At 69.1% G+C, this 24424-nt stretch carries 24 protein-coding genes; 9 read left to right on the top strand and 15 right to left on the bottom strand.

Annotation, left to right across the window (positions count from 1 at the left end):
• Window positions 1–12 precede the first annotated feature (12 nt).
• The 5 genes from G6N58_RS05730 to G6N58_RS05750 all read right to left on the bottom strand — a co-directional run bounded on the left by G6N58_RS05730 (window position 13) and on the right by G6N58_RS05750 (window position 5014).
• A complete protein-coding gene (locus G6N58_RS05730) occupies window positions 13–978 on the bottom strand; it encodes an NADPH:quinone oxidoreductase family protein (RefSeq protein ID WP_115279401.1) in 966 nt (321 codons plus the stop codon).
• Complete coding sequence (locus tag G6N58_RS05735) at window positions 975–1838, bottom strand: SDR family oxidoreductase (protein WP_068918975.1); 864 nt, start codon at window positions 1836–1838, stop codon at window positions 975–977. The genes G6N58_RS05730 and G6N58_RS05735 overlap by 4 nt, the downstream gene beginning before the upstream one ends.
• 22 nt (window positions 1839–1860) lie before the next feature.
• Window positions 1861–3261, bottom strand: a complete 1401-nt coding sequence (locus tag G6N58_RS05740; protein ID WP_115279400.1) for an aldehyde dehydrogenase family protein — start codon at window positions 3259–3261, stop codon at window positions 1861–1863.
• Window positions 3262–3340: 79 nt separating this feature from the next.
• Window positions 3341–4276, bottom strand: coding sequence for an SAM-dependent methyltransferase (locus G6N58_RS05745; protein ID WP_115279399.1), 936 nt, complete (start codon window positions 4274–4276; stop codon window positions 3341–3343).
• 102 nt (window positions 4277–4378) lie between these two features.
• Entirely contained in the window at window positions 4379–5014 is a 636-nt protein-coding gene (locus tag G6N58_RS05750; RefSeq protein ID WP_115281774.1) for a TetR/AcrR family transcriptional regulator, read from the bottom strand.
• A 457-nt stretch (window positions 5015–5471) separates the two neighbouring features.
• Here G6N58_RS05750 and G6N58_RS05755 point away from each other — a divergent pair, with 457 nt between their 5' ends.
• Window positions 5472–7649 carry an FUSC family protein gene (locus G6N58_RS05755; RefSeq protein ID WP_068918978.1) on the top strand — a complete coding sequence of 726 codons (2178 nt, stop codon included), beginning with the start codon at window positions 5472–5474 and terminating at the stop codon, window positions 7647–7649.
• On the opposite strand, the gene G6N58_RS05760 is transcribed toward G6N58_RS05755, so the two are convergent.
• Both G6N58_RS05760 and G6N58_RS05765 read right to left on the bottom strand, forming a co-directional pair.
• Window positions 7612–8589: a pirin family protein gene (locus tag G6N58_RS05760; protein ID WP_068920197.1), complete on the bottom strand. Its 978-nt coding sequence runs from the start codon at window positions 8587–8589 to the stop codon at window positions 7612–7614. The genes G6N58_RS05755 and G6N58_RS05760 overlap by 38 nt on opposite strands.
• 72 nt (window positions 8590–8661) lie before the next feature.
• Complete coding sequence (locus G6N58_RS05765; RefSeq protein WP_435406162.1) at window positions 8662–10362, bottom strand: putative PEP-binding protein; 1701 nt, start codon at window positions 10360–10362, stop codon at window positions 8662–8664.
• A 102-nt stretch (window positions 10363–10464) separates the two neighbouring features.
• Between G6N58_RS05765 and G6N58_RS05770 the strand changes: the two genes are divergently transcribed.
• From G6N58_RS05770 to G6N58_RS05785, 4 genes are all read left to right on the top strand, one after another.
• Window positions 10465–11232, top strand: a complete 768-nt coding sequence (locus tag G6N58_RS05770) for a DeoR/GlpR family DNA-binding transcription regulator (protein ID WP_068918980.1) — start codon at window positions 10465–10467, stop codon at window positions 11230–11232.
• The gene (gene pfkB / locus G6N58_RS05775) at window positions 11229–12194 is read left to right on the top strand and encodes a 1-phosphofructokinase (protein WP_115279397.1); all 966 of its coding nucleotides are present in this window, start codon (window positions 11229–11231) and stop codon (window positions 12192–12194) included. Before G6N58_RS05770 ends, pfkB begins: the two co-directional genes overlap by 4 nt.
• A 29-nt stretch (window positions 12195–12223) precedes the next feature.
• Window positions 12224–14233 carry a PTS fructose transporter subunit IIABC gene (locus tag G6N58_RS05780; RefSeq protein ID WP_115279396.1) on the top strand — a complete coding sequence of 670 codons (2010 nt, stop codon included), beginning with the start codon at window positions 12224–12226 and terminating at the stop codon, window positions 14231–14233.
• A 111-nt stretch (window positions 14234–14344) separates the two neighbouring features.
• A complete protein-coding gene (locus tag G6N58_RS05785; protein WP_068918983.1) occupies window positions 14345–14602 on the top strand; it encodes an HPr family phosphocarrier protein in 258 nt (85 codons plus the stop codon).
• Between the two features lie 61 nt (window positions 14603–14663).
• On the opposite strand, the gene G6N58_RS05790 is transcribed toward G6N58_RS05785, so the two are convergent.
• Together G6N58_RS05790 and G6N58_RS05795 are read right to left on the bottom strand one after the other, a co-directional pair.
• On the bottom strand, window positions 14664–15677 hold the full coding sequence (locus G6N58_RS05790; protein ID WP_115279395.1) for a hemolysin family protein: 1014 nt from the start codon (window positions 15675–15677) through the stop codon (window positions 14664–14666).
• Window positions 15674–17035 (bottom strand): hemolysin family protein, encoded by a 1362-nt coding sequence (locus tag G6N58_RS05795; RefSeq protein WP_115279394.1) that lies wholly within the window; start codon window positions 17033–17035, stop codon window positions 15674–15676. The genes G6N58_RS05790 and G6N58_RS05795 overlap by 4 nt, the downstream gene beginning before the upstream one ends.
• A 182-nt stretch (window positions 17036–17217) precedes the next feature.
• Between G6N58_RS05795 and G6N58_RS05800 the strand changes: the two genes are divergently transcribed.
• Window positions 17218–18117 (top strand): fumarylacetoacetate hydrolase family protein, encoded by a 900-nt coding sequence (locus G6N58_RS05800; protein WP_115279393.1) that lies wholly within the window; start codon window positions 17218–17220, stop codon window positions 18115–18117.
• Window positions 18118–18171: 54 nt separating this feature from the next.
• Here G6N58_RS05800 and G6N58_RS05805 read toward each other — a convergent pair whose 3' ends face one another.
• From G6N58_RS05805 to G6N58_RS05815, 3 genes are all read right to left on the bottom strand, one after another.
• On the bottom strand, window positions 18172–18726 hold the full coding sequence (locus G6N58_RS05805; protein WP_068918987.1) for a Dps family protein: 555 nt from the start codon (window positions 18724–18726) through the stop codon (window positions 18172–18174).
• 75 nt (window positions 18727–18801) lie between these two features.
• Entirely contained in the window at window positions 18802–19716 is a 915-nt protein-coding gene (locus tag G6N58_RS05810; protein ID WP_115279392.1) for a DNA-3-methyladenine glycosylase family protein, read from the bottom strand.
• A complete protein-coding gene (locus G6N58_RS05815) occupies window positions 19713–20090 on the bottom strand; it encodes a DUF427 domain-containing protein (protein WP_068918988.1) in 378 nt (125 codons plus the stop codon). Before G6N58_RS05815 ends, G6N58_RS05810 begins: the two co-directional genes overlap by 4 nt.
• Before the next feature lie 67 nt (window positions 20091–20157).
• On the opposite strand from G6N58_RS05815, the gene G6N58_RS05820 reads away from it, so the two are divergent.
• Window positions 20158–20622 (top strand): SRPBCC family protein, encoded by a 465-nt coding sequence (locus G6N58_RS05820; RefSeq protein ID WP_115279391.1) that lies wholly within the window; start codon window positions 20158–20160, stop codon window positions 20620–20622.
• Here G6N58_RS05820 and G6N58_RS05825 read toward each other — a convergent pair.
• Both G6N58_RS05825 and G6N58_RS05830 read right to left on the bottom strand, forming a co-directional pair.
• Window positions 20619–21626 carry an NAD-dependent epimerase/dehydratase family protein gene (locus G6N58_RS05825; protein ID WP_115279390.1) on the bottom strand — a complete coding sequence of 336 codons (1008 nt, stop codon included), beginning with the start codon at window positions 21624–21626 and terminating at the stop codon, window positions 20619–20621. The two genes, G6N58_RS05820 and G6N58_RS05825, sit on opposite strands and share 4 nt — an antisense overlap.
• Window positions 21623–22126: a nuclear transport factor 2 family protein gene (locus G6N58_RS05830; RefSeq protein ID WP_232067746.1), complete on the bottom strand. Its 504-nt coding sequence runs from the start codon at window positions 22124–22126 to the stop codon at window positions 21623–21625. Before G6N58_RS05830 ends, G6N58_RS05825 begins: the two co-directional genes overlap by 4 nt.
• A 111-nt stretch (window positions 22127–22237) precedes the next feature.
• Between G6N58_RS05830 and msrB the strand changes: the two genes are divergently transcribed.
• Both msrB and msrA read left to right on the top strand, forming a co-directional pair.
• A complete protein-coding gene (gene msrB, locus G6N58_RS05835; protein ID WP_115279388.1) occupies window positions 22238–22693 on the top strand; it encodes a peptide-methionine (R)-S-oxide reductase MsrB in 456 nt (151 codons plus the stop codon).
• 50 nt (window positions 22694–22743) lie between these two features.
• The gene (gene msrA, locus G6N58_RS05840; protein ID WP_068920199.1) at window positions 22744–23211 is read left to right on the top strand and encodes a peptide-methionine (S)-S-oxide reductase MsrA; all 468 of its coding nucleotides are present in this window, start codon (window positions 22744–22746) and stop codon (window positions 23209–23211) included.
• Here msrA and G6N58_RS05845 read toward each other — a convergent pair whose 3' ends face one another.
• Window positions 23212–24384, bottom strand: coding sequence for an ROK family transcriptional regulator (locus G6N58_RS05845; RefSeq protein WP_115279387.1), 1173 nt, complete (start codon window positions 24382–24384; stop codon window positions 23212–23214).
• Window positions 24385–24424: the final 40 nt, after the last annotated feature.

Raw genomic sequence — 24424 nt, forward strand, 5'->3', positions numbered from 1 at the left:
ACAACGTACCCGTCAGGGCTCGAGCACCAGTTTGCCCAGCACTCCCCCGTCAGCCAGCATCTGCAGCGCCGCGGGCGCGTCCGAGAGCGGAAACCGTTGCGGGGCAGGCGGACGCAACCCCGCGGCCACCAGATTGGCGATGCCGGCCCCCACGTCGGCCTGCGCGCCGGGATGACGGTTGACGAACTCACCCCACCCGACCCCGAGCACCCCGACGTTGCGCAGCAGCAGCCGGTTCACCTTGATCGTCGGGATGCCGCCGGCGGCGAAGCCGATCACCAGCAACCGGCCCTCGGTGGCGATCACCCGGATGGCGTCGTCGAAGGCGTCACCGCCCACGGGGTCCACCACCAGATCCACGCCGCGGCCGTCGGTGGCCTCCAACACGGCGTCCTTCCAGCCCTCGCCCAGCGGCAGCACCAGATCCGCGCCCAGCCCGGCGACGAACTGCGCCGCATAGGGCCGGTGCACCATGGCGATCACCTTGGCGCCCAGGGCCTTTGCCATCTGCACCGCGGCGGTGCCGACCCCGCCGGCCGAACCCAGCACCAGCACCGTCTCCCCGGCGCTCAGTCCACCGCGGCGGGTCAGGGCGAAGTACATGGTGTAGTAGTTGCCCAGCAGCGCGGCGGCCTCGGCGTCGTCGACGCCCGGGGCCGTGGGCACCACCTTCTCCGCTGCCACCGCAACCTCCTCCGCATAACCGCCCAGCATGGTGAAGGCCGAGACCCGCTGCCCGACAACGAGTTCAGAACCTTCCGGTGCCGAGCGCACCACACCGGCGACCTCCATACCCGGCACGAACGGCGGCGGCAGCTTCAGCTGGTATTCGCCGCGGGCCAGCAGCAGGTCGGGAAAGCACACCCCGGCGGCACGGACGTCGATCACCACGTCGCCGGGACCACCCGCCACGTCGGGCACGTCCGCATAGGACATGCCCGACGGGCCGGTGAGCTCGTTGACTACACAGGCCTTCACCGGAGGTTGAACGCAGCGGCCTTGGCGGCCGACAGATCGGTGATCTCCGACCACTTGCCGGCGATGTCGTCGACCGACGGCGGCGAGGTGAAGGTGACGCCCTCGTTCTGGAACAGCGCGGTGCGCTGCACCTTGCCCCCACCGACGATGAAAACCGAATCGGTGTCGGCCAGTTCCTCGGTGCACAGGTAGGCCACCACGGGTGCGACGAACTCCGGCGTCAGGTTCTTGAGCACCTCGGGCGGGAGGATGTCCTCGGTCATCCGGGTGGCCGCGATGGGCGCGATGGCGTTGGTCTTGATGTTGTACTTCGCGCCCTCCTGGGCCAGCGTGTTGATCAGGCCGACCAGACCCAGCTTGGCGGCGCCGTAGTTGGCCTGCCCGAAGTTGCCGAACAGTCCGCTGGTGGAGGTGGCCACCACCACACGGCCGAAGCTCTGCTCACGGAAGTGCGGCCAGGCCGCCCGGATGACGTTGTAGCCGCCGTAGAGATGCACCTTGAGCACGGAATCCCAGTTCTCGTAGGTCATCTTGTGGAACGTGCCGTCGCGCAGGATGCCCGCGTTGCTCACCACGCCGTCGACCTTGCCGAACTCGTCGATCGCGGTCTTGATGATGTTCTCGGCGCCGTCGGGGTCGGCCACGGAATCGTAGTTCGCCACCGCGCGCCCCCCGGCCTCGCGGATCTCGGAGACCACCTGGTCGGCCATCGCCGACCCGGAGCCAGTGCCGTCGCGCGAGCCACCGAGGTCGTTGACCACCACTGCGGCCCCTTCGCGGGCCAGCGTCAGCGCGTACTCACGGCCGAGACCGCCACCGGCACCGGTGACCACGACAACACGATCTGCAACTCCAGGCATGTGCTTCCTTCCTAGGACCGACTCAGAAGATCTTGCGCGCCAACTTCCACGCCTTCTCTGTATACGGGGGATAGATCAGCGACGATAAGTCGGGTCGGGTCGGTTTGGTCAGCACGGACTTGCGGTGGCTGAACTCCTCGAAGCCGAACCTGCCGTGGTAGGCGCCGGTACCCGAGGGGCCGACCCCGCCGAACGGCAGCTTGTGGGTGGCGAACTGGAAGATCAGGTGGTTGACCAGCATGCCGCCGGACGACACCCGGGTGATCACGCTCTCGCGGACCGACTTGGACTTCGTGAACAGGTAGGCCGCCAGCGGCTTGGGTCGCGAGTTCACGAAAGTGATTGCCTGCTCCACGGATTCGACGGTGACCACCGGCAGGATGGGGCCGAAGATCTCGTCGCGCATCAGCGGCTCGTCCAGGTCCGGGTCCACCACTACGGTGGGCTGGATCCGCAGCGCCGCGGCATCGGTTCCGCCGCCGACGGCCACCGTTCCCTTGGTGGCGGCCAATGCGGTGGACAGCCGGTCGAAGTGCCGTTGGTTGACGATCTTCTTGCCGCCGGCGTTCTGGGCTTCGAACTCGCTGACCGCCTCGCCCAGCTTGGCCACCAGGCGGTCACGGATGGTGGCCTCGGCCAGGATGTAGTCCGGGGCGATGCAGATCTGCCCGGAGTTGATCAGCTTGGTCCAGGCGATCCGCTTGGCGGCGACGTCGATGTCGGCGTCGGCCGCCACGATCACCGGGCTCTTGCCACCGAGTTCGAGGGTCACCGGGGTCAGGTGCGGCGCGGCGCCCTCGTAGACCCGGCGGCCGATGTCGGTGCCGCCGGTGAAGCAGAGCTTGTCGAAGCCCTGCGCGATCAGTTCCTGGCTGACTGCACCGTCCCCTTCGATGACGACGACGGCCTCGCTGTCCAGGTACCTGGGCACCAGTTCGGCCATCAGGGCCGACGACGCCGGGGCCACCTCGGAGGGCTTGAGCACGACGGTGTTGCCGGCAGCAATCGCCCCGACGGCGGGCCCGAGAGTCAGGGCGAAGGGAAAGTTCCACGCACCGATGATCAGAACGGTTCCGTAGGGCTCGTATTCGACCCATCCGCGGCCGGGCAGCTGGGAGAACTCCAACAGGCGGTGCTTGCGCTTGACCCACTTGCCGACGCTGCGGGCAGCGACACGGGCCTCACCGGCGGTGCCCGCCACGTCCGCCAGCCACGCCTCGAACGGAGAGCGGTCCAGATCTGCGGCCAGGGCCTCGGCGATGCGGCCCTCGTTCTCGGTCAGCAGCCTCTCCAGCGCCTCGAGCTGCGTACGCCGCCAGTGCACCGAGCGGGTGCGACCGGAGGCGAACACCGACCGGAGACCGGCCACGATGGATGGGATGTCTGTGGCCGCGGTGGGTGGCGCGACGGATTCTGTGGTCATGGCAGTACCTCCCTGGCGCGGGCGTTTGGCTCATGTTAACCAACCACCTGGTTGGGCGACAGGGGTCTGCGCAGGACGGTCAGATGCGCTCTGCGGTGACGAAACTCGAGAACGAGTCGGTGTCGCTGCGCAGCGCCACATCGATCCAGCGGTCCAGTCGCCGCATCTCGTCCTGGGAGTCGACGGCCCGGGCCCGCCAGCCGTGCGCATCGAGCCACAGCGCCAGATCGGCCCGGTCGGGGTCGTCATAGGTCAGCTCGGCGACGTCGGGCATCTCGGGCATACCCAGCTTGGCGGCCACGGCCGCAAAGCGTTCGCGGATCTGCTCGCGACGGTGGTCGGCCTGGGTGCGCATGGTCTCGGCGGCGATCCGGCTCCCGGGCGCGCTGAGTTCACCGATCTGGGTGAACAGCCGGTCCTGGGCGTCGGCGGGCAGGTACATCAGCAGGCCCTCGGCCAGCCAGGCGGTGGGGGCGTCTCGTTCGAAGCCCGCCGTCTGCAGCGCCGCGGGCCAATCGGCGCGCAGATCCACGGGCACCTCGTGCCGTTCGGCGCTCGCCGTAACCCCGTGCTGTGCCAGGATGTCCGCTTTGTACTGCAGCACCAGCGGCTGATCGATCTCGAACAGTCGCGTCCCGGCGGGCCAGTCGAGACGGTAGGCACGGGAGTCCAGACCTGAGGCCAGGATGACGATCTGCCGGATTCCGGCGGCGGTGGCGTCGGCAAAGAACGCATCGAAGAAGTGGGTGCGTACCGCCTGATAGTTGCGCATGCTGGTGAACAGCGCTGCCATGTCGGCGTCGACCTCGGCCAGTTTGTCGGTCACTGCGCCGTCCAGCAGACCTTCCCAGATTCCGGTGCCGGCGTTCTGCACGAGGATGCGGGCATACGGGTCCCGGATGAGCGGATCGGGCTGATCGGTCTCGTAGGCCCGGGCCGCCGCCACCATGACGGCAGTGCTGCCGACACTCGTCGCGATGTCCCAGGTGTCATCGTCACTGCGCAGTCCGCTCATCGGCGAGGTCCCCGATCACCGGCCGGCTGGGCGCCGGCGTTCGGGCGCCATGCTACCTGGGAAGTTAGGCAACCTAGCTGTCGGCCGACCGCGCCGCTCCGGTCAGGTCTGGAACTCCCAGAGTTTCTGGCGCAGAAGCAGTTTCAGCTGGTCGGTGATGCGCTCCAGCCCGTCCTGGTCAGCCACGAAACCGGCATAGAAGCCCATGCCCCACAGCACCGCGACCAGCATCTCGACCAGCGACTGCACGTCGGTGTCGGTCCGCAGTTCACCGGAGCCGATGGATTCGTTGACCGCCCACCGGACGAACTGCCGCGACGTCTCGAGGGAGTCGTTCTTGGCCTGGTTCAGCTCGGGATGGCGCTGCGACTCCAGCACTGCGGTCACCAGGAACGCCGCCGCCGAGCGGTCTTTCTCGTCGACCTTGATGGCCGCCTCGACGAAGGCGACCAGCCGCTCGACCAGCGAACCGGCCTCCTGAGCACGCTCGGCGCCGGCGGTCGCGACCACGTTGTTGGTCTGCTCCACCAGCTCCTGGTACAGGATCCGCTTACTGGCGAAGTAATGATTGATCGCGGGCCGGGTGAGGTCGGCACGGATGGCGATGGCCTGGAAGGTGGCAGCGTCGTAACCGAGTTCGCTGAACACCTGACGCGCCGCTTGCAGAATTCGCTCCCGAGTTTCGGCAGCCTTCGCTGCCGGGGGACGACCGGGTCCTCTACTTGCTGTATGCGGCACGGTCAAATTGTGCCACACGTCACGGCCCGACGATTTCGGAAATTGCGGAAGCGCGGCGGAACGCCGATCCTGAACATCAATTTCTACCCCTCGCGTTTTCAGCTCCGCCCCGACCAGGAGATTGTCTCACCAGCCTCTGACCGTTGTCATCAGGACTGCGGTCCCCTTAGCTGCGTTACGAAAACGTCAGATTTTTGCTGAGACAGAGTCTACCGGGTCGTCAATAATGCGGGTCCGCAAACGTCCGCGGAATCGTGCGTTCGCGTCAAAAAATGGCACGAGCTGCCAAGATCAGCTATTGAATTTGCCAGGAAACTCGACGCTCGTAAACTGTCGTAGCAAAGCCGGGTTCGAGAACTGAATTCCGACCCGTTCTCATTTGGTCACGGCCGTTACCGGATTTCCCCTTCTACCGTCGGATGCAGGCACCCTACCGACCAACATTTACGGTTGAGCCATGGTGACTCCCGGCATGCTCCTGCGCCGGGGACTCGACCGGATCGAGAACCGGGACCCCGAACTGGACGCCTTCCGGCGGGCCGCGCGGGCCGCGCTGGTGATCCCGGTGTCCGCGGGGCTCGGTTTTGCCGTCGGGGACGGCCAGACACCACTGTTCGCCATCTTCGGTTCCATCGCGTTGTTGATCGTGGTCGACTTCCCCGGCAACCGGGCGGGCCGCGCAGTCTCCTACGCCGGGTTGGCCGGGCTGGGAACGGTACTGATCACCCTCGGCACGCTGGTGGCGCCCCACCCCTGGCTCGCCGTGGCGACCATGTTCTGCCTCGGGGTCGCCGTGACGTTCGCCGGCGTGCTCAGCACGTCCATCGCCGCGGGACAGCGCGCCACCCTGCTCACCTTCGTCCTGCCGGCGTGCACTCCGCCGGGGCCGGTCGGCGAACGGCTCTTGGGCTGGTGCATCGCGCTGGCTGTCTGCGTGCCCGCCGCGTTGTTCCTGCTGCCGCCGCGCCACCACGACGAACTGCGCCGCCACGCCGCCCGGGTGTGCGGTGCACTGGCCCACCATCTCGAAGGACACGAGGACCGCCGCGGCGTCAACCGCGCCATGAACGCGCTGTGGGCCAACTATGTCGGCAGCGACTTCCGGCCCGTGGGGCTGACGGCGGGCAGCCGAGCCCTGGTGCGGGTGATCGACGACCTCGAGTGGCTCTGCGACCGGGTGCACGACGAGACCGCCGCCGACCTGGGTGTGATGACCGAACCCGCGGTGCGGGTACTGAGGGCCTCGGCGCGCCTGTTGCGCATCGCGCGGGTGGCCGACCGGGCGCCGGCCCGGGCGGAACTCGATGAAGCCCTGGCTGATCTGCGCGAGGTCGCCCAGGGCCGCTATCGCGAGGACATCGCCGAGCTGCTGGAGGGCTCCACCGATCCCGAAGCCGTGGCGATCGGGCGCCGGCTGCTGACCCGTCGCACGTTCGGCGCCACCGTGGGCGCCACCGGTCGGGTCATTGCGGCGGCCGCAGCCGCGGACGCGCGGCCGGTGTTGATGCGGGTGCTGGGCCGACAGCTGCCCGACATGGGCGCCTCCGCCCGCGTGCTCTCCGAAGCCGAGGCGGTGGCCAGCATCCCGTCGGGTTACCTGGCCACCCGGGCCGTGGTGGTCCGCAACAGCCTGCGCACCGGCCTCGGTCTGGCGCTGGCCGTCGCCACCACACATGTGTTCCCCGTCGAACACGGTTTCTGGGTGGTGCTGGCGGCCATGTCGGTGCTGCGCAGCAGCGCCTTGACCACCGGCACCCGGGTCTTCCGTGCAGTCGGTGGCACAGTGCTGGGGTTCGTGCTCGGCGCGTTGCTCATCGAATTGCTCGGCGTCGACCCATGGGTGCTGTGGCCGGTGCTGCCGCTGGTGGCGTTCGTCGCAGCCTATGTGCCAGAGGTGGCGTCGTTCGCCGCCGGGCAGGCGGCCTTCACCATGCTGGTGCTGATCGTGTTCAACCTGATCGCCCCCAGCGGCTGGGCGGTCGGGCTGGTGCGCATCGAGGACATCGTGGTGGGCGGCGCCGTCGGTTTTGTGGTGTCGATCCTGTTGTGGCCGCGCGGATCCGGGACGGCGGTCACCGCGGCGTGCGACGCGGCGTTCCTGATCGGCACCCGGTACCTGCAGGCGGCGGTCTCCCGGATCACCCACGGAACGTCCAGCACGGCCGTGACCGAGCTGTCCTATCAGGCGCTGACGGCCGCCCGCACCGTCGACGACGGTGTGCGCCAGTATCTCTCGGAGAGCGGCGGCCCCACCGACACCCGCGGCCCGGTGGTGCGCCGGGCCAACCGCGCGATCCGGCTGCGGATCGCCGCCGACCTCATCGCCGACATCCCCACGGTGCCGGAGCCGGGCGCATATCCCCGCACCCGGGCCGTCCTGGACCGCCACACCGCGCTGGTGTGCGACCGGATGTCGGGGCGCACCGACCGTCCGATCGCCTCGGAGCCGTTGACCGCCGATTTCGTGCTGGCGCTGCGGACCGAGGCGCCGGCACAGCAACGACCGGTGGCCGACGCACTGCCGCTGGTGACGGTCGCCGCGAATCTCGGCGAGCTGGAATTGCTCTACCCGGTCTCCCGCGAGGAGATGATGGGCGTCAAACCCGATGCGGCATCAGAGCGTTCGGCGGGATGACACCGAACCGGCCGGCGTTGTAGTCCTCGAGCGCGGCCACCAGCTCGGCCTTGGAATTCATCACGAACGGTCCGTACTGGAAGACCGGCTCCCGGATGGGCTTGCCCCCGAGCAACAGCACTTCCAGCGCCGGGCGGTGAGCATCCTGGCCCGCGTCCGCGGCGACGCTGATCCGGTCACCGGGGCCCAGCACGGCCAGCTGACCCTGCTGGATGGGATGGCGCACGGGTCCGACCGCGCCACGGCCGCTCAGGATGTACACCAACGCGTTGAAATCGCGGTTCCACGGCAGGTTGAGTTCCGCACCCGGCTCGATGGTGGCGTGCGCCAACGTGATCGGGGTGTGCGTAGACCCCGGGCCGGCGTGGCCGTCGATCTCGCCGGCGATGATGCGCACCAGCGCGCCACCGTCGGTGGACGTGAGCAGAGTCGCCTGCTCGCCCTCGATGGACTGGTACTTCGGGGCCGCGAACTTGTCCTTCTTGGGCAGGTTCACCCACAGCTGGACGCCGTGGAACATGCCGCCACTCTCGACCAGCTCGGCCGGCGGGGTCTCGATGTGCAGGATGCCCGACCCTGCGGTCATCCACTGGGTGGCACCGTCGGCGATCAGGCCACCGCCGCCGTGTGAATCCTGATGGGCGAATCGGCCGTCGATCATGTAGGTGACGGTCTCGAACCCGCGGTGCGGGTGCCAGTCGGTACCCCGCGGCTCGCCGGGCTGGTACTCGACCTCCCCCATCTGGTCCATGTGGACGAAGGGGTCGAGGTCGACGGCACGCGCTCCGGCGAAGGCGCGTACGACGGGAAAGCCCTCGCCTTCGTAACCGCGCGGGCCGGTGGTCACCGAACGCACCGGGCGTTCAGTGTCCCCCGCTGCCGCTGCCGCGATCCGGGGCAGGGTCAACATGGTCTGGGTGTCGACGGTGATAGCTGGCATCTGGAGCACCTCACTTGAGTTCGACTACGATGCCAACTACAACCGGACTGCGGTCCGATTATTCCCTCGCGCTCAGCCGAGCACCGCGAGCGCGGCGGCGCGGGCCTGAGCCGCACTGGCGGTCCGCAGCACGGCGTCTGCAGCCTCCCGGCACTGTGCGAGCGTCACCGCGGAGAGGGTGGCCCCCACCGCCCTGACCGCCGCCGATGCCGCCGACAGCGAGCTGACCCCCAGTCCCGCCAACACGCAGGCCAGCAGCGGGTCGGCCGCGGCCTCGCCACACACCCCGACAGGCTTGCCCACCGCCGCGCCGGCGTTGGCTGCCATCGCCACCAACGCCAGGACGCCCGGTTGCCACGGGTCGGTGAGCGTGGCCAGCTCGGCAGACATCCGGTCGGCGGCCATGGTGTATTGCGCCAGGTCGTTGGTGCCGATCGACAGGAAGTCGACGTGCGCCAGGATGCGGTCGGCCAGCAGTGCGGCCGCGGGGATCTCGATCATCACGCCGGGCGTCAGGCCATGCGCCCGGACCCGCTCGGCGAAGTTCCTGGCTTCCTCCGGGGTGGCGATCATGGGCGCCATCACCCACGGCGAGGCGGCCGAGCGCGCCGCCGCCGCGGCAATCGCCTCGAGCTGGTTGTCGAGGAGGTCGGGGTTGCCTGCGGCGATCCGGATTCCGCGCACCCCCAGTGCCGGATTGGCCTCCTCGGCGTGCCCCGCGAACCGCAGCGGTTTGTCCGAGCCCGCATCGAGCGTGCGGATCACCACCTTGCGCCCGGGGAACGCGTCGAGCACCTCGGTGTAGATCTCGGTCTGCTCCCCCACCGTCGGCTCGGTGTCGCGGTTGAGGAAGCACAGCTCCGTGCGGAACAGCCCGATGCCCTCGGCGGGCACCTGCGTGGCCGCGCGGGCCGAGGCACCGTCCTGCACATTGGCCAGTACCGCCACCGGATGACCGTCGCGGGTGGCCCCTGGACCGGCCCAGTTCGCGGTGGCTGCAGCAGCCGCCGCCGCGCTGTCCACCTGCGCGCGGGCGTGGTCGGGGTCCGGGTCCACCTCGACGGTGCCGCGGGTGCCGTCGACCAGCACCGGGGTGCCGGGGGCCACGGCGTCGAGTCCGGTGACCGCGACGACGCAGGGGATCCCGAGCTGACGGGCGATGATCGCGGTGTGGCTGGTGGGCCCGCCCAAGGTGGTGGCCAGCGCGATGATCCGCTCCGGGTCCAGGCCGGCGGTGTCGGCGGGAGCGAGGTCCTCGGCGCACAAGATGGACGGAACGTCCGGCACCGGAACGCCGGGTTCCGCCAGGCCGCTCAGCTCGGCCACCACCCGGTCGCGGATGTCGCGCAGGTCGGTGACCCGCTCGGCCATCAACCCGCCCATCTGGGTGAACAGGTCGGTGAACTGCGCGGCCGCCTCCACGGTGGCGCGCACCGCGGGTTCGCCCTGGTTGATCCGCTTCTCCGCCGCACCCAACCACGCCCGGTCCTGAGCCAGCATGGCCGTCGCAGCCAGCACCTCGGAGGCCGCGCCGGTGGCATGTGCGGCGCGGTCCTTGAGCCGGCCGGCGACCGCGGCCGCCGCAGCGGCGAAGCGGCCGGCCTCGGCGGGCCGCTGCGCCTCGGCCACCTCCGGGCCGGCGCTCAGCTCGTCGACCTGCGGCATCCGCCCCGGGCGGATCACGGGGGCGTACCGGACGCCGGGAACCACGGGAACGCCTTGCAGCACGGTCACTTCCCGGGTGAGTGACGTGGCGGCAGATGAACTGGTCATGTGAATCAGATTACAACTTTCCCTTGACAAGTCAACACGTTCAAGCGTAAAACAACACATACCAACAGTAATTCCAAGCAATTCCCACATTGAGGGAGCGTCGTGTACCCCGAAGAGCGTCAACAAGCCATCGCCTCGCTGGTGATGACCCGCGGCCGCGCTTCCGTGACCGAACTGGCCGAGGTCTACGCGGTCACCACCGAAACGGTGCGCCGCGACCTCGCGGTCCTCGATCGGGCCGGCCTGGTGCGCCGCGTGCACGGTGGGGCGGTCCCTGCGCGGGCGTTGCACGTCGTGGAAGCCGGCGTCGCCGAGCGCGACAGCACCCGGACCGACCACAAGGACACCATCGCCCACGCCGCCACGGAGTTCTTCCCCACCAGTGGTGCCAGCGTGCTGTTCGACGCCGGGACCACCACCGCCCGCGTGGCTGCCCTGCTACCCCCGGACCAGGAGCTGACCGTCGTGACCAACTCGGTGCCCATCGCCGCTCGGGTGGCCGGATCCGCCCCGGTGTCGCTGCACCTGCTCGGCGGGCGCGTACGCGGTCTCACCCAGGCCGCGGTCGGCGAACAGGTGCTGCGGGTGCTCGACACCCTGCGCGTGGACATCGCCTTCATCGGCACCAACGGCATCAGCGCCGCCCACGGACTGTCCACCCCCGACAGCGAGGAGGCAGCCGTCAAACGAGCCATGGTGCGCTGCGCCAATTACGTGGTGGTGGTCAGTGATTCGTCGAAGGTGGGCCGCGAGGAGTTCGTCAGCTTCGCCGCCATCAGCGAGGTCGACGCCCTGGTCACCGACAACGAGATCACCGACGACGCCCGAGCGGCGTTCACCGAACTCGGCGTCGAGGTGGTGATCGCATGATCGTCACCGTCACCCCCAATCCCAGTGTCGACCGCACCGTCAGCCTGCCCACTGCCCTGACCCGCGGCGCAGTGCACCGCATCACCACAGTGTCCTCCGAGCCCGGCGGCAAGGGTGTCAACGTCGCGCGTGCGCTCACCCAGGCCGGCCTGGACGCACTCGCGGTGTTGCCCGCACCGCCCAGCGACCCGTTCGTGACCGCCCTGGCCGCCGCAGGTGTGCCGTTCGCGACGGTACCGGTGGCCGCTCCCGTGCGCACCAACCTTGCCATCACCGAAACTGACGGCACCACAACAAAACTCAACGAGCCCGGTGCCACGCTGGACGCCGCCGCCCTGACTGCCCTCACCGACACGGTGGTGCACCGCGCCGCCGGCGCCGACTGGGTGGTGCTGTCGGGGTCACTCCCGCCCGGCGCCCCCGACGACTGGTACGCCGACGTCGTGTCCGCCTTGCGTTCCGTGGGGTGCCGGGTGGCTGTGGACACCTCCGACGCGCCGCTGCTGGCGCTGGCCGGCCGGTTCGGCGACGCCGCTCCCGATCTTGTCAAGCCCAACAGCGACGAACTGGCCAGCCTGGCCGGGCGGTCCGCCGCGGAGTTGGAGGACGACCCGGATGCGGTGGTCGAAGCGGCGCGATCCCTGGTGAACCGCGGCGTGGGTGCCGTCCTGGCGACGCTGGGATCGGCCGGTGCCGTGTTGGTGAACGCCCAGGGTGCCTGGCTGGCCACGCCCCCGCCCATCACTGTCCGGAGCACCGTCGGCGCCGGTGACTCCGCTCTGGCCGGATATGTGCGCGCCGATGTCGCCGGGGCCGAAGCACCCCGGCGCCTGCAGATGGCGGTGGCCTACGGCAGCGCCGCCGCTGCTCTGCCCGGCTCCGCGCTGCCCTCGCCCGCCGACCTCGATCTCTCCGGGGTCCACGTCGTCTCGGTGATCCCGACGACCCCGAACCTGATCTGACGCCCACAACCCCGACGAAGGTGCCCGACATGACCCACTCCCTCCACTCCATCACGGAGAGCACACTGGTGCTGCTCGATGTCGATGCAGGCCACGACAAAGAAGCGGTGATCGCCCGGCTGGCTGCACAGGTGGCCACCGCCGGTCGTTCCCACAATGCCGACGGACTCCGCGACGCCGCCATGGCCCGCGAAGCCCAGTCGGCGACCGGTCTGCCCGGCGGGATCGCCATCCCGCACTGCCGATCCGCCCACGTCGACACCGCCACCATCGCATTCGCACGGCTGTCGCCGAAGGTGGATTTCGGCGCCCCGGATGGCCCCGCCGATCTGGTGTTCCTCATCGCCGCACCGGAATCCGGTGGTTCCGAGCACATGAAGCTGCTCTCCAGCCTGGCCCGGGCCCTGGTGCGCCCTGATTTCGTGGCCTCGTTGCGGGCCGCGGCCTCGGCCGACGAGGTGGTGGAACTGGTTGAGGGCGTGGTGAATCCGGCTCCGGCGCCGGTGGTTCCGCCGGCGCCCGAGCCCGAAGTCAGCGCGTCGAGGTCCATCGTCGCGATCACCGCCTGTCCCACCGGAATTGCGCACACCTACATGGCGGCCGACTCCCTGGCCGCTGCCGCGGCGCGGGCCGGGGTGAACTTCACCGTCGAGACGCAGGGCTCCTCGGGCAGCACCCCGATGTCGGCGGCCACCATTGCCGCCGCCGATGCCGTCATCTTCGCCACCGATGTCGGCGTGAAGGACCGTCAGCGCTTCGCCGGCAAGCCGGTGATCGCCTCCGGCGTCAAGCGTGCGATCAACGAGCCCGACGCCATGATCGCCGACGCGCTGGCCGCCGCCGACGATCCCGCAGCGGCCCGGGTCGAAGGATCCGCCACCGCAACCAGTTCCGCCGCCCCGTCGGGCAACGTCGGCTGGGGCACCCGCACCCGGCAGATCCTGCTCACCGGTGTGAGCTACATGATCCCGTTCGTCGCGGCCGGTGGTCTGCTCATCGCGCTGGGCTTCCTGTTCGCCGGCTACGAGATCGCCAACACCCCCGAGGGCGGGTCGCAGTCCTACGGCAACCTGTACGCGCTGCAGAACTCGCTGACCAACCTCCCGCCCGGCGGCCTGACGCAGTACATCGGCGCCGTGCTGTTCACCCTCGGCGGTCTGGCCTTCGGCTTCCTGGTGCCTGCGCTGGCCGGCTACATCGCCTTCGCCATCGCCGACCGGCCTGGTATCGCACCCGGTTTCACCGCCGGCGCGGTGGCGGTGTTCGTCGGCGGCGGCTTCATCGGCGGCATCGTCGCGGGTGTGATGGCCGGTTTTGCGGCGCTGTGGATCAGCCGGATCGCTGTGCCCAAGTGGTTCCGCGGTCTGATGCCCGTGGTGATCATCCCGCTGTTCGCCTCGCTGATCATGGGCCTGCTGATGTTTTTCCTGGTCGGCCGCCCCCTGGCGTGGGTGAACACCAGCCTGACCGATTGGCTGTCGAGCATGTCCGGCACCTCGGCGGTGGTGCTGGGAGTGATCCTGGGCCTGATGATGTGCTTCGACCTCGGCGGTCCGGTGAACAAGGCGGCCTACGCCTTCGCCACCGCCGGACTGGCCGCGGCCACCACCGCGTCCTTCACCATCATGGCGGCCGTGATGGCCGCGGGCATGGTGCCGCCGCTGGCGATGGCCCTGGCCTCGGCCGTGCGGCCCGGGCTGTTCACGGAGCCCGAGCGGGAGAACGGCCGCGCCGCCTGGCTTCTGGGCGCCTCGTTCATCTCGGAGGGCGCGATTCCCTTCGCCGCCGCCGACCCGCTGCGGGTGATCCCGTCGATGATGGCCGGCGGCGCGGTGACCGGCGCGCTGAGCATGGCGCTGGAGGTGCAGTGCCGCGCCCCGCACGGCGGCATCTTCGTCCTGTTCGCCATCGACAACAAGCTCGGCTTCGTGATCTCCTTGGTGGCAGGCACGCTGGTGGCCGCAGCCTGCGTGATCGCCGCCAAGCAGTTCCTGGGCGCCAAGTCCAAGACCGCCTCGCCCGAGCTCGTCACGGCCTGATTCCGAGGCTGGCGAGGTACGAGCCAGTCGAAGGAGATCAGGGCTCAAGACACGGCCTGACCCGTAACTTCCACCATTTCGTCGGTCTCGACGCCCCACCGAAGGAGAACCATGCACACCAAGACCGTCATCGTCGGCTCGTCCATCGGCCTGCACGCCCGCCCCGCGGCCGTCATCTCCGAGGCCGCCGTCAAAGCCGGCGTCCCCGTCACCCTCTCGGTGGACGGCGGCGAACCGGTGGACGCGGGCTCCGCGCTGATGATCATGACCCTGGGCGCCGGCAACGGCGCTCAGGTGACCGTCGCCTCCGAAGACGAAGCGGCGGTCAACGAGATCGCCGCGCTGGTGCAGCAGGACCTCGACGCCTGATTTCCTTGGGATTTGTGGAGTTTCACCGGCGTACAGCGCCGGTGAAACTCCACAATTCGCTCTAGGCGGCGGCCTCGCTGGTCGGCATCAGCCGGTCCAGCACATCGGTCAGCGTGATCAGCCCCACCGGGTTGTCGTCGGCGTCGAGCACCACCGCCAGATGCTCCCGTGTCTCCCGCATGGTCCGCAGCGCCTCGTACACCGGGACTGCGGCCGGCAGCGTCAGCGCGGGTCGCATCAACTCGGCTGCAGTGCAACCGGTTTCAGCCGACAAGCTGTCGCGCACGTGCACCACGCCCCGGACCTCATCGCCGTCGAGCACCAGCAGCCGCAGATGCCCGGTGGCGCGCGACTCGGCCTGAATGGTTGCCGGATCGGCGCCGGAGGCAACGCCCCGCGGCCTCTCCCCGGTCACCAGGTCACCGACGGTGAGCGCCTGCAGTTCCAGCGCACTCATCAGGTTGATGCTGTACTGCTGGTCGAGTGTCCCGACGGTGGTCGAGTGCTCCACCAGATGCCGCAGAGTGTCGGGGTCCTGACCGGCGGCCAGCTCGTCGACGGGCGTCACGCCCACCTTGCGCAGCATCCAGTTCGCCGCGCGGTTCAGCGTGATCAGCACCGGTCGGAACACCGCCATGAACGCCCGCATGGGCAGCGCCAGCATGATCGCCGAGCGCTCGGGATGCGCGATCGCCCAGGACTTCGGTGCCATCTCCCCTACCACCAGGTGCAGGAACGTGACGATCACCAGCGCCAGCACGAAGCCGGCCACGTCGGCGGCCCAGCCGGGTGCGCCCCACGAGCTGAACACCGGTGTGAGCCAATGGTGCACAGCGGGTTTGGTGATCGCACCCAGCGCCAGCGTGCACACAGTGATGCCCAGCTGCGAGCCGGCCAGCAGCACCGACAGCTCACCGGAGCTGCGCAAAGCGGCACGGGCCGAGCGACTGCCGGCAGCGGCGTCCTCGATGCGGTGCCGGCGCGCGGCGATCAGCGCGAATTCCACGGCCACGAAGAACGCACTCGACGCGATCAAGATGACGGTGATCAGACCGATCACCCACGGGCTGCTCATCGCTGGACCTCCTCGGCACGCACGGCGACGAACACCTGCGAGGGCACGTGTTTGTCGACGGCCCGGATTTCGATGGTGAGCAGATCCTGGGGTTGCGGCTCGTCGGCCACCAGATCCTCGGCCTCGGGTTCCAACACCACCGACACGGTGTCGCCCACTGCGGGCAGACCCCCGGCCTCGGCGATGGCCAGGCCGGCGATGGTCTCGTAATCCCCCTCGGGCAGCAGACGATCGAACATCCGGTGCACTTCGTCGAGCGGGGTGTCACCGGGTATCAGCCAGCCGTCGCCTTCGGCCACGGCGTCATCGTCGGCATCGACGTCGTGCTCGTCGTCGATCTCGCCCACCAGTTCCTCGGCCATGTCCTCGATGGTCACGACGCCGGCAAATCCCCCGTATTCGTCGATCACCAGCGCCATTTCGTCATCCGCGGCGCGCAGCGCCTGCAGCACCGACGGCAGCGGCATGGCGGTGGGCACGATCACAGCCGGGCGGCACCGGGTGCCCGCGGTGCCGCCCGGTGCGGCGGCGTCCAACAGGTCCAGCATGTGCACGACGCCGCGCAGATCGTCGACGTCCTCCCCCACCACCGGGTAGCGGGTGTGCCCCTGCGCCATCAGCGCCAACACCTCGTCGGCCGGCTTGTCCGCGGAGATCACGTCCACCCGCGAGCGCGGGATCATGGCGTGTTCGGCGGTACGGGTGGGGAAGTCCAGGGTGCGGTCCAGCAACGCGGACAGATCGGGCGGCAACTCACCGGCGTCCCGGGACGCGGCCACGATGTGCTCGAGATCCTTCGGGGTGGCCGAATGTTCGACGTCGTGCACGGGTTCGATCCGCAATGCCCGCAGCAGCAGGTTGCTGCTCTGGTCGAAGAGCCAGATCAACCATCCGAACAGCCGCAGGTACCAGGTCGTGGACAGCGCCAGCGCACGCGCGACGGGCTCGGGGCGGGCGATGGCCAGGTTCTTCGGGAACAGCTCACCGAAGAGCATCTGCACCACCGTCGAGAACACGATCGCCACCACCGCACCGACGGCGACCCCGATGCCGGTGGGCACATGGGCGCCACCGAGCAGGGTGCCCACACCTTGCCCGATGAGGGGTTCGGCGACGTAACCGACGAGCAGGCCGGTGACGGTGATGCCCAGTTGGGCGCCCGAGAGCATGAACGACGTGCGTTTGGTGACCCCCAGCGCCCGCTCGGCGGCGGCGTCGCCGGACTGGGCGCGCGCCTTGAGGCGCGAGCGGTCGACCGCCATGTAGGCGAATTCCTGCGCGACGAAGTAGCCGGTGAGGGCCGTGATCGCGAGGACGACGACGATGCCGAATGCGATCGCGGCGAGCGCTGTCACCATGTCCCCACCTCCGGCCTGCTCGTCGTCGCGGCGTCAGTCGGAGGTGGGACGGGTCTTCGGGGTTCGGCGGGCAAGCGCCTCATCACTCCCTCGTGGTGGTTGGTTGACAGTGGGCATCGAGCTTAGCGGAGGCCGGGAAAGTCGCAGGTCCGTCACGGTGCGGCAGCGGGATAGGGTGAGGAGTGAAGTTTCGCAGAGTGCTGACCGACGACGTGGTGACCACCGAGGTGCTCGGGGAGGCCGGCTGGCAGACCGCGGCGTCCCCCGTCGGCCCGACACCGTTCAGTGCCGAATGGGAGCTCGCCACCGCCCGGCGTCATCTGCAGCAGACCAGCGCACTGCTGCCGTTCACCCCGTTGTCGTTCCGGGACTGTCTGCTCTCCGAGAAGCACAGCGTCGACGCGGCGCGCGGCATGATCAATGCCTTCTACCCGGGCACCGCCCGCATCACCAATACCTTCGAAAAGCTGGCGCGCAGAACGTTTCCCGCTTTCCTGCCGAAGAAGCTGTTCTACCGTCAGCCGATCTACTACATGTCCAACGCGCTGACCATCGTGCCTACCGGAACGCCGGTGAGCTTCCCCAGCTACAGCACCGCCCTGGACTTCGAGCTCGAGGTGGGCTTTGTTCTGTCCAAGCCACTGCTGGACGCCACCGCTGCCCAGGCACGGGACGCCATCGGCGCCTTCGTGCTGCTCAACGACTTCAGTGCGCGTGACGTGCAGCGCGACGAGATGAACACCGGGCTGGGGCCGCAGAAGTCCAAGCACTTTCTGACCTCGCTGTCGGACACCGCCGTGACGGCCGACGAGGTCCTGCCCCGACTGGGCGAACTGACCGGTTCGGTGATCATCAACGGCGACACCGTGAGCACGGTCGACTACTCGGGGCTGCAGTGGTCGGCCGAGGAGGCGCTGATGCACTTCTCCCGCGACGAACAGTTGCTGCCCGGTGAGCTGATCGGCCTGGGCACGCTGGCCGGCGGGTCCGGCATGGAGACCGGCCGATGGCTGAAACCCGGCGACAGCCTCCGCCTGGAACTCGACGGCATCGGCGTCGTCGAGCACCGCATCACCACCTGACACACGAGTCGGGCCCGCGTCGTGCGACGCGGGCCCGAAACTGGAGTGTGACGGCTACTTCTTGGCCTTCTCCTTGGCCTTGCTGGCGGCACCCTTTTCGGTGGTCTCGCCGGCGGTGACGATCTCGCCGCCGGAGTTCTCCAGGTGGGCACGTACGAACCACTGGAACTTCTCGAGTTCGGCGGAGTGGCCGATCAGCATGTCCTCCGACACGGGGTCGAGGTCACCGAGGGTTTCGATGTATTTGCGGGTGTCCTCGATCACGCCGTCGTACACCAAGTTCACCGCGGCGAGGTGGGCGAGCACATTGTCGCGCCCCACCGAGTAGTCATCCCAGGTCCGGTCTTTGAGGATGGCGCCGGGCGTGCCCTGCGGCGAGGCTCCCAGTGCGGCGATGCGCTCTGCGGTCTCGTCGGCGTAGCCGCGAACCAGCTCCACCTGCGGATCGATCATCTCGTGCACACCGATGAAGTTGGGGCCCACCACATTCCAGTGCACGTGCTTGAGCGTCAGATGCAGATCGTTGTACGTGCTCAACTGCTTCTGCAGCAGATCGGTGACCTTGCGGGCGTCCGCTTCGGACATTCCGGGCACGGTAAAGCTAGGCACAGTTACCTCCTAGGCCTGAAGTATTTCTTGATCGGGACAGGTGTACCCGCAGACCGGATCCGAAAACCCGAAGTCTCACAGCGCCCGGATGTTCTGCACCGACAGCCGTGGACCACGCCGCGGCTCACGGGCATGACCGCTGACGTACAGCAGCCGGGTCACGCGGTGGCGGTGCGGGCGCATGGGTTCGAGCAGGTCGATCATCCGCTCGTCGTCCACGGGATGACCGAGCAGCGTCCACCCGACCATCTTGCAGAGGTGGTAATCCCCCACCGACAGGGCATCAGGATCCCCGAAGGCGCGTTGCGCGGTCTCGGCTGCGGTCCAGACGCCCACCCCCGGCAGCGAGGTCATCGCCGCGCGCGCATCCTCGGGAGCCCGCGTCACCAGCCGTTGCAGCGCATCCGCGCGTTGCGCGCAACCGACGACGGTCCTGGCGCGGCCGGGGTCCACGTTGGCCCGGTGGAACTCCCAGGACGGAATGCGGCGCCAGACGTCGGCCTCCGGGAAGACCCGCATGCGGTCGGGCGCAGGACCCGGCGCCGGGGTGCCGAATTTGGTGACCAGGATCCGGAACGCGCGGAACGCGTCGGCGCCCTGTACCCGCTGCTCGATCACCGCGGGGATCAGCGCCTCCAGCACCAGCCCGGTGCGGCCCAGCCGCAAGTGCCGGGCCTTACGCCACGAGTCGGCCACCACGGGATGGGTGGGCACAAAATCGGAAACATCGTCGTCGGCTCCCAGGTAGGCGGGCAACCCGTCGGCGAACTCCGCCGCGCCCGGCCCCCACATCTGGGCGGTCACCGTGTCGACCCCGACGCGCGTCAGGCGCGCGGTCACCGGCCCGCTGACCTGCCTGCTGGTACGCCAGATCGCGCCGTCGGCCGCCACCTGGAAGGTGGGGTCACCGGGACCGCGGCGCAGGGGAAACAGCGTCGCGCCCAGGCTCACGGGTCCGTCGAACGTGACGGTGCGCTCCAGCGGAGTCAATCGTCGGTGACGCTGATGTCGGCTTTGTCGGGGTAGAACGCGACATGCCCGGCGATGTCGGCGACCGCCGGGTGGGGACGCTCATAGGCCCAGATGGCGTCGTCCACCACGGCGTCACCCGCGGTCACGCTGTAGTAGGTGGCGATGCCCTTGTAGGGACAGTAGGTCGTGGTGGTGGTGCACAGCAGCCCGCTCTGCACCACATCGGTCATCGGGATGTACTGCACCGCAGGGTAAGTGGACTCCTGCAGGGTGAGCGCCGAGCGGGTGTCGGCCACCACGGCGCCGTTGACCCGCACCACCACATGGCCCGCGGTGGGCTCGATGGTGATGGGATGGTCGGCGTTGGGCTGCAGGACCTTGTGCTGACCCATGCTGTCACCTCCTGGAGATGGTTCAGGTTAGTCGTTTCAACCACATCGGGCCGATACCATTCCCGGGATGGACAACGCTGCGCCTGACGTCTGCGCCACCGTGGGGGTCGATGCGCCCGCAGCGGCGGTGTACGCCCTGGTCACCGACCTCGACGTGCTCACCGACCTGGCGGCCGAAACCACCGCCATGCGCTGGCGCAGAGGCACCGCGGCCACCCCCGGTGCGGTGTTCACCGGTAAGAACCGCAACGGCCGGCGCACCTGGACCACCACCTGTACCGTCACCGCCGCGACGCCGGGTCGGGTCTTCGCGTTCGACGTCTCGAGTTACGGGATCCCGGTCGCTCACTGGCGCTACGAGATCCTCGAGGCCGACGGCGGCTGCCGGGTCACCGAGAGTGCCTGGGACCGCAGACCGCGCTGGTTCCGCGGGGTCGCCGAGCGGGCCACCGGGGTGCGCAACCGCAGCGGCGCCAACACCGAGCACATCCAGGTGACGCTGCAGCGGCTCAAGGAGCGCGCTGAGCGCTAGTCCGCCGCGCGCGCACGCCGGCGCTGCGTGCGCAGGTCCGCCCAGAAACGGGCCGCCTCGCGCACCGAATCCTGCACCGGCCGCGGCTGCCAGTGCAGCTCACGGCGGGCTTTCGAGCAGTCCACCGGGGCTTCGGCCCGCATCAGCCGCACCGACTCCAGCGTGAGCCGTTCGTCGCTGCCCCGCAGTCGCGCCTTGAGGGTGCCGGCCGCGGCCATCGCCCACAGCACGGGCAGCGGAAGGGTGCGCCGGGGCGGGGCCACCCCCGCCTCCGCGGCCGCGAGGCGCACCACCTCGGCGTTGGTGATCATCCGCTCGGAGATCAGGTACCGCTGGCCGGGGGTACCGTGCTCGGCGGCGAGCAGCATGGCCTCGGCGGCATCTTCGACGCCGACGGCCTCCAGGGAGATCTTGTCGAGGACAAACGGCATCTTGCCGAACACCGTGCCGGCGATCAGGGCGCCGTGCGGGGTCATGCCGTAGTCGCCGCGGCCGTAGGTACTGGCCACACACATCGCCACCGCGGGCAGACCGTGCCGACTCGCGTACTCGAGCACCAGGTCCTCGGCCTGCACCCGGGACCGCACATAGGCCGTCAGCGCGCCGCGGTCGATGGCGTCGGCCTCGGTGGCCACCCGTCCGCGCTTGCGGCCCACCGTGGCGTAGCTGCTGGTGAACACGAACTTCTGCAGCGAGGCAGCCACCGCCACGTCGAGCACCCCGCGCAACCCCTCGACGTTGGTGCGGAACAACGGTGCCGGATCGCGCAGCCAGGCGCGGGTGTCCACCACGCAGTAGTACACGACATCGCAGCCGTCCATGGCGGTGCGCACGGTGTCGAGATCGAAGATGTCGCCGACGAACCGGGTGACCGGGAGATCGTCGATGGCGACGGTGTTGGCGGTGGCCCGGACCATGACACGCACGTCGTCGCCGCGCTCGACCAGCTTGCGGGTGACGTGCGAGCCGAGGAATCCGTTGGCACCGATGACCAGAGCGGTCATGAGTGTCTCTCGAACCACGCCGCCGCCTCGTCGTCAAGGGTGCCCAGCTCACGCGCCTTGCGGCACCACTTCAGGCTGGCCTTGACGAACCGCAGCGGGTTGTAGATGTCCTCCTGACGACACCACCTGCCGTCGCCGGCGTAGGTGACGATCGAGATGTTGGTGGCGCTGATGACGGTGCCGTCGCCCGGGTCGCGCATCGGGTTGTCCAGTTCGCAGATCACCCGGCCGGTGGGCTCGTCGTACACGGTCCACAACGAGGGGAACGACGTCATGTAGCTGCCCGGGAAGACCGTCATGGTGCGGTAGATCCACTCGCGCACCTGCTCGCGACCGTGCATGGTGCCCGCCGCGTGTTCGACGTAGGTCACGTCGTCGGTGTAGTGCGCCACCCACGCGTCCCAGTCCTGGGTGCGGGCGGCCTGGTCAACCGTCTTTTCGAACTCGGCGAATGCGGCTCGGAGTTCATCGCGGGTAAACAGGGAAGAGACAGCCTCCACAACCAGAACTAGAACATGTTCCAACTGTGTTTGTCGAGACCACATCACCGCAGATCGGGATTATCTCAATTCGACTTGAGGTTATTGAAGGGCACAGGGAGGAAGGACCCCATGACACGCACGTACAACAAGGACCCGCAGGCCGTCGCGGCGCTGTCCCCCGAGCAGTACCACGTCACCCAGCAGAACGGCACCGAGCGGCCGTTCACCGGGGAGTACTGGGACAATCACGAGCCCGGGATCTACGTCGACGTGGTGAGCGGTGAGCCGCTGTTCGCGTCGGTCGACAAGTTCGAAAGCGGGAGCGGCTGGCCCAGTTTCACCCGTCCGATCGAGGCGCAGAACGTCATCGAGAAGCGCGACCTGAGCCACTTCATGATCCGCACCGAGGTGCGCTCCGCGGGCGGCGACAGCCACCTGGGCCATCTGTTCCCGGACGGCCCGAAGGACCAGGGCGGGTTGCGCTACTGCATCAACTCCGCTTCGCTCGAGTTCATCCACCTCGACGACCTCGAGGCCCGGGGCTACGGCCAGTACATCAGTCTGTTCAAGGAGGACGCGCAGTGACTTCGACGACGCACAAGACCGCGATTCTGGCGGGCGGCTGCTTCTGGGGCATGCAGGATCTGATCCGCAAGCAGCCCGGGGTGGTGTCGACCCGCGTCGGGTACACCGGCGGGAAGAACGACCACCCGACCTACCGCAACCATCCGGGGCATGCCGAGGCGATCGAGATCGTCTACGACCCGGCGCAAACCGACTTCCGCGCGCTGCTGGAGTTCTTCTTCCAGATCCACGATCCGAGCACCAAGGACCGGCAGGGCAACGACGTGGGTTCGAGCTACCGGTCGGCGATCTTCTACCTCGACGACGAGCAGAAGCGCGTGGCCGAGGACACCATTGCCGATGTCGACGCCTCCGGCCTGTGGCCGGGCAAGGTGGTCACCGAGGTGACGCCGGCCGGTGACTTCTGGGAGGCCGAGCCGGAACATCAGGACTACCTGCTGCACTACCCCAACGGCTACACCTGCCATTTCCCGCGGGCCGGCTGGAAGCTGCCGAAGCGGGCTCCGCAGAACGCCTGATCAGCCGGAGTGGGTCCGCGCCCACTGCGCCAGAGCGGCCTCGGTGGTGATGTGATCGAGGCCGTTCAGGACGGCGCCCCGCAGCGGGCCCTCGTCGCCGTGGGCGCCGTCCAGCACGGGCGGCGCCGCCGGCTTCCGGAATGACATCAGACCGCCGCGGTAGGCCTGGTCGAAGGCCGTGGGCGCTGCGGCGCGCACTCCGACCGCCACCCCTCCGAGGGTCACCACGTCGGGGTCGTGCAGGTTGACCAACCCACCGATCCCGGCGCCGAGGGCGGTGGCCACTGTTGTGAATGCTGCCGCCGTGCGGGCGGTTGGGCCCTCTGCCAGGAGCCGGTGCGCGTAGGCGACGGGGTCCGCCGGCACCGGGTCATCGAGATGGCGAGCCAGCGCACGCCCGTCGACGCTCAGGTCCCAGCAGGCGCGGGCGCCGCAGGGGCACACCAGGTCCGGGTCGCCGAACGGGATGTGGCCGTACTCTCCGGCCGCGCCGTGGGCACCGGCGACGGGCACACCGTCGACCACCAGTGTCCCGCCGAGGCCCACCGCCACCATCAGGTGCAGCGCGGTTCCTGCCTCGCGTGCGGCCCCGGTGCGCGCCTCGGCCAGACCGGCCAGGGTGGCGTCATTGCCGATCAACATGGGGACCGGCAGGCTGTCGGTGAGTACCGACAGCTCGACGTCGTTCCAGCCCCTGGTGGTGAACTGCACCAGCCGGGTGCCGCTGACGGTGCCGGCCACCGATACCGACACCGCGGCGATCCGTTGCGGAGCTTGCCGGTACGCCTGCCCCACCGCGTCGCGCAGCTCGGCCAACAGGTGCGACAGCCGCGTCCCGGAGTGCTCCCCCTCATCCGCCACCTCGTGGAGTCCGTCCAGCCCCGCCCGGGCCAGCCGCCACGTGGCGGCCCCCACCTCGACGGCCAGCACCAGCGGGCCGGCGGCGTGCGGCGTCAACACGGTGGTGGGGCGGCCGCGGCCCCGGGCGGGCGCAGGGATCTCGTCGAGCAGTGCAGCCCGGCGCAGGCGGGCCACCAGGTCGGTGGCTCCGCCACTGCCGATGCCCAGTCGCGACGCCGCCGCCGCCCGGGTGATCCCGGGATCCGCGCGCACCAGGGCCAACAGCTGGGCACCACCGAACCACCGGAGTTGCTCGGCTGCGCGTGCGTCCATCCCCGGCCCCCTCGCGGTTGAATAAACTCAGACGCTGAGT

It is taken from the genome of Mycolicibacterium tokaiense (assembly GCF_010725885.1).
Lineage (GTDB): Bacteria > Actinomycetota > Actinomycetes > Mycobacteriales > Mycobacteriaceae > Mycobacterium > Mycobacterium tokaiense.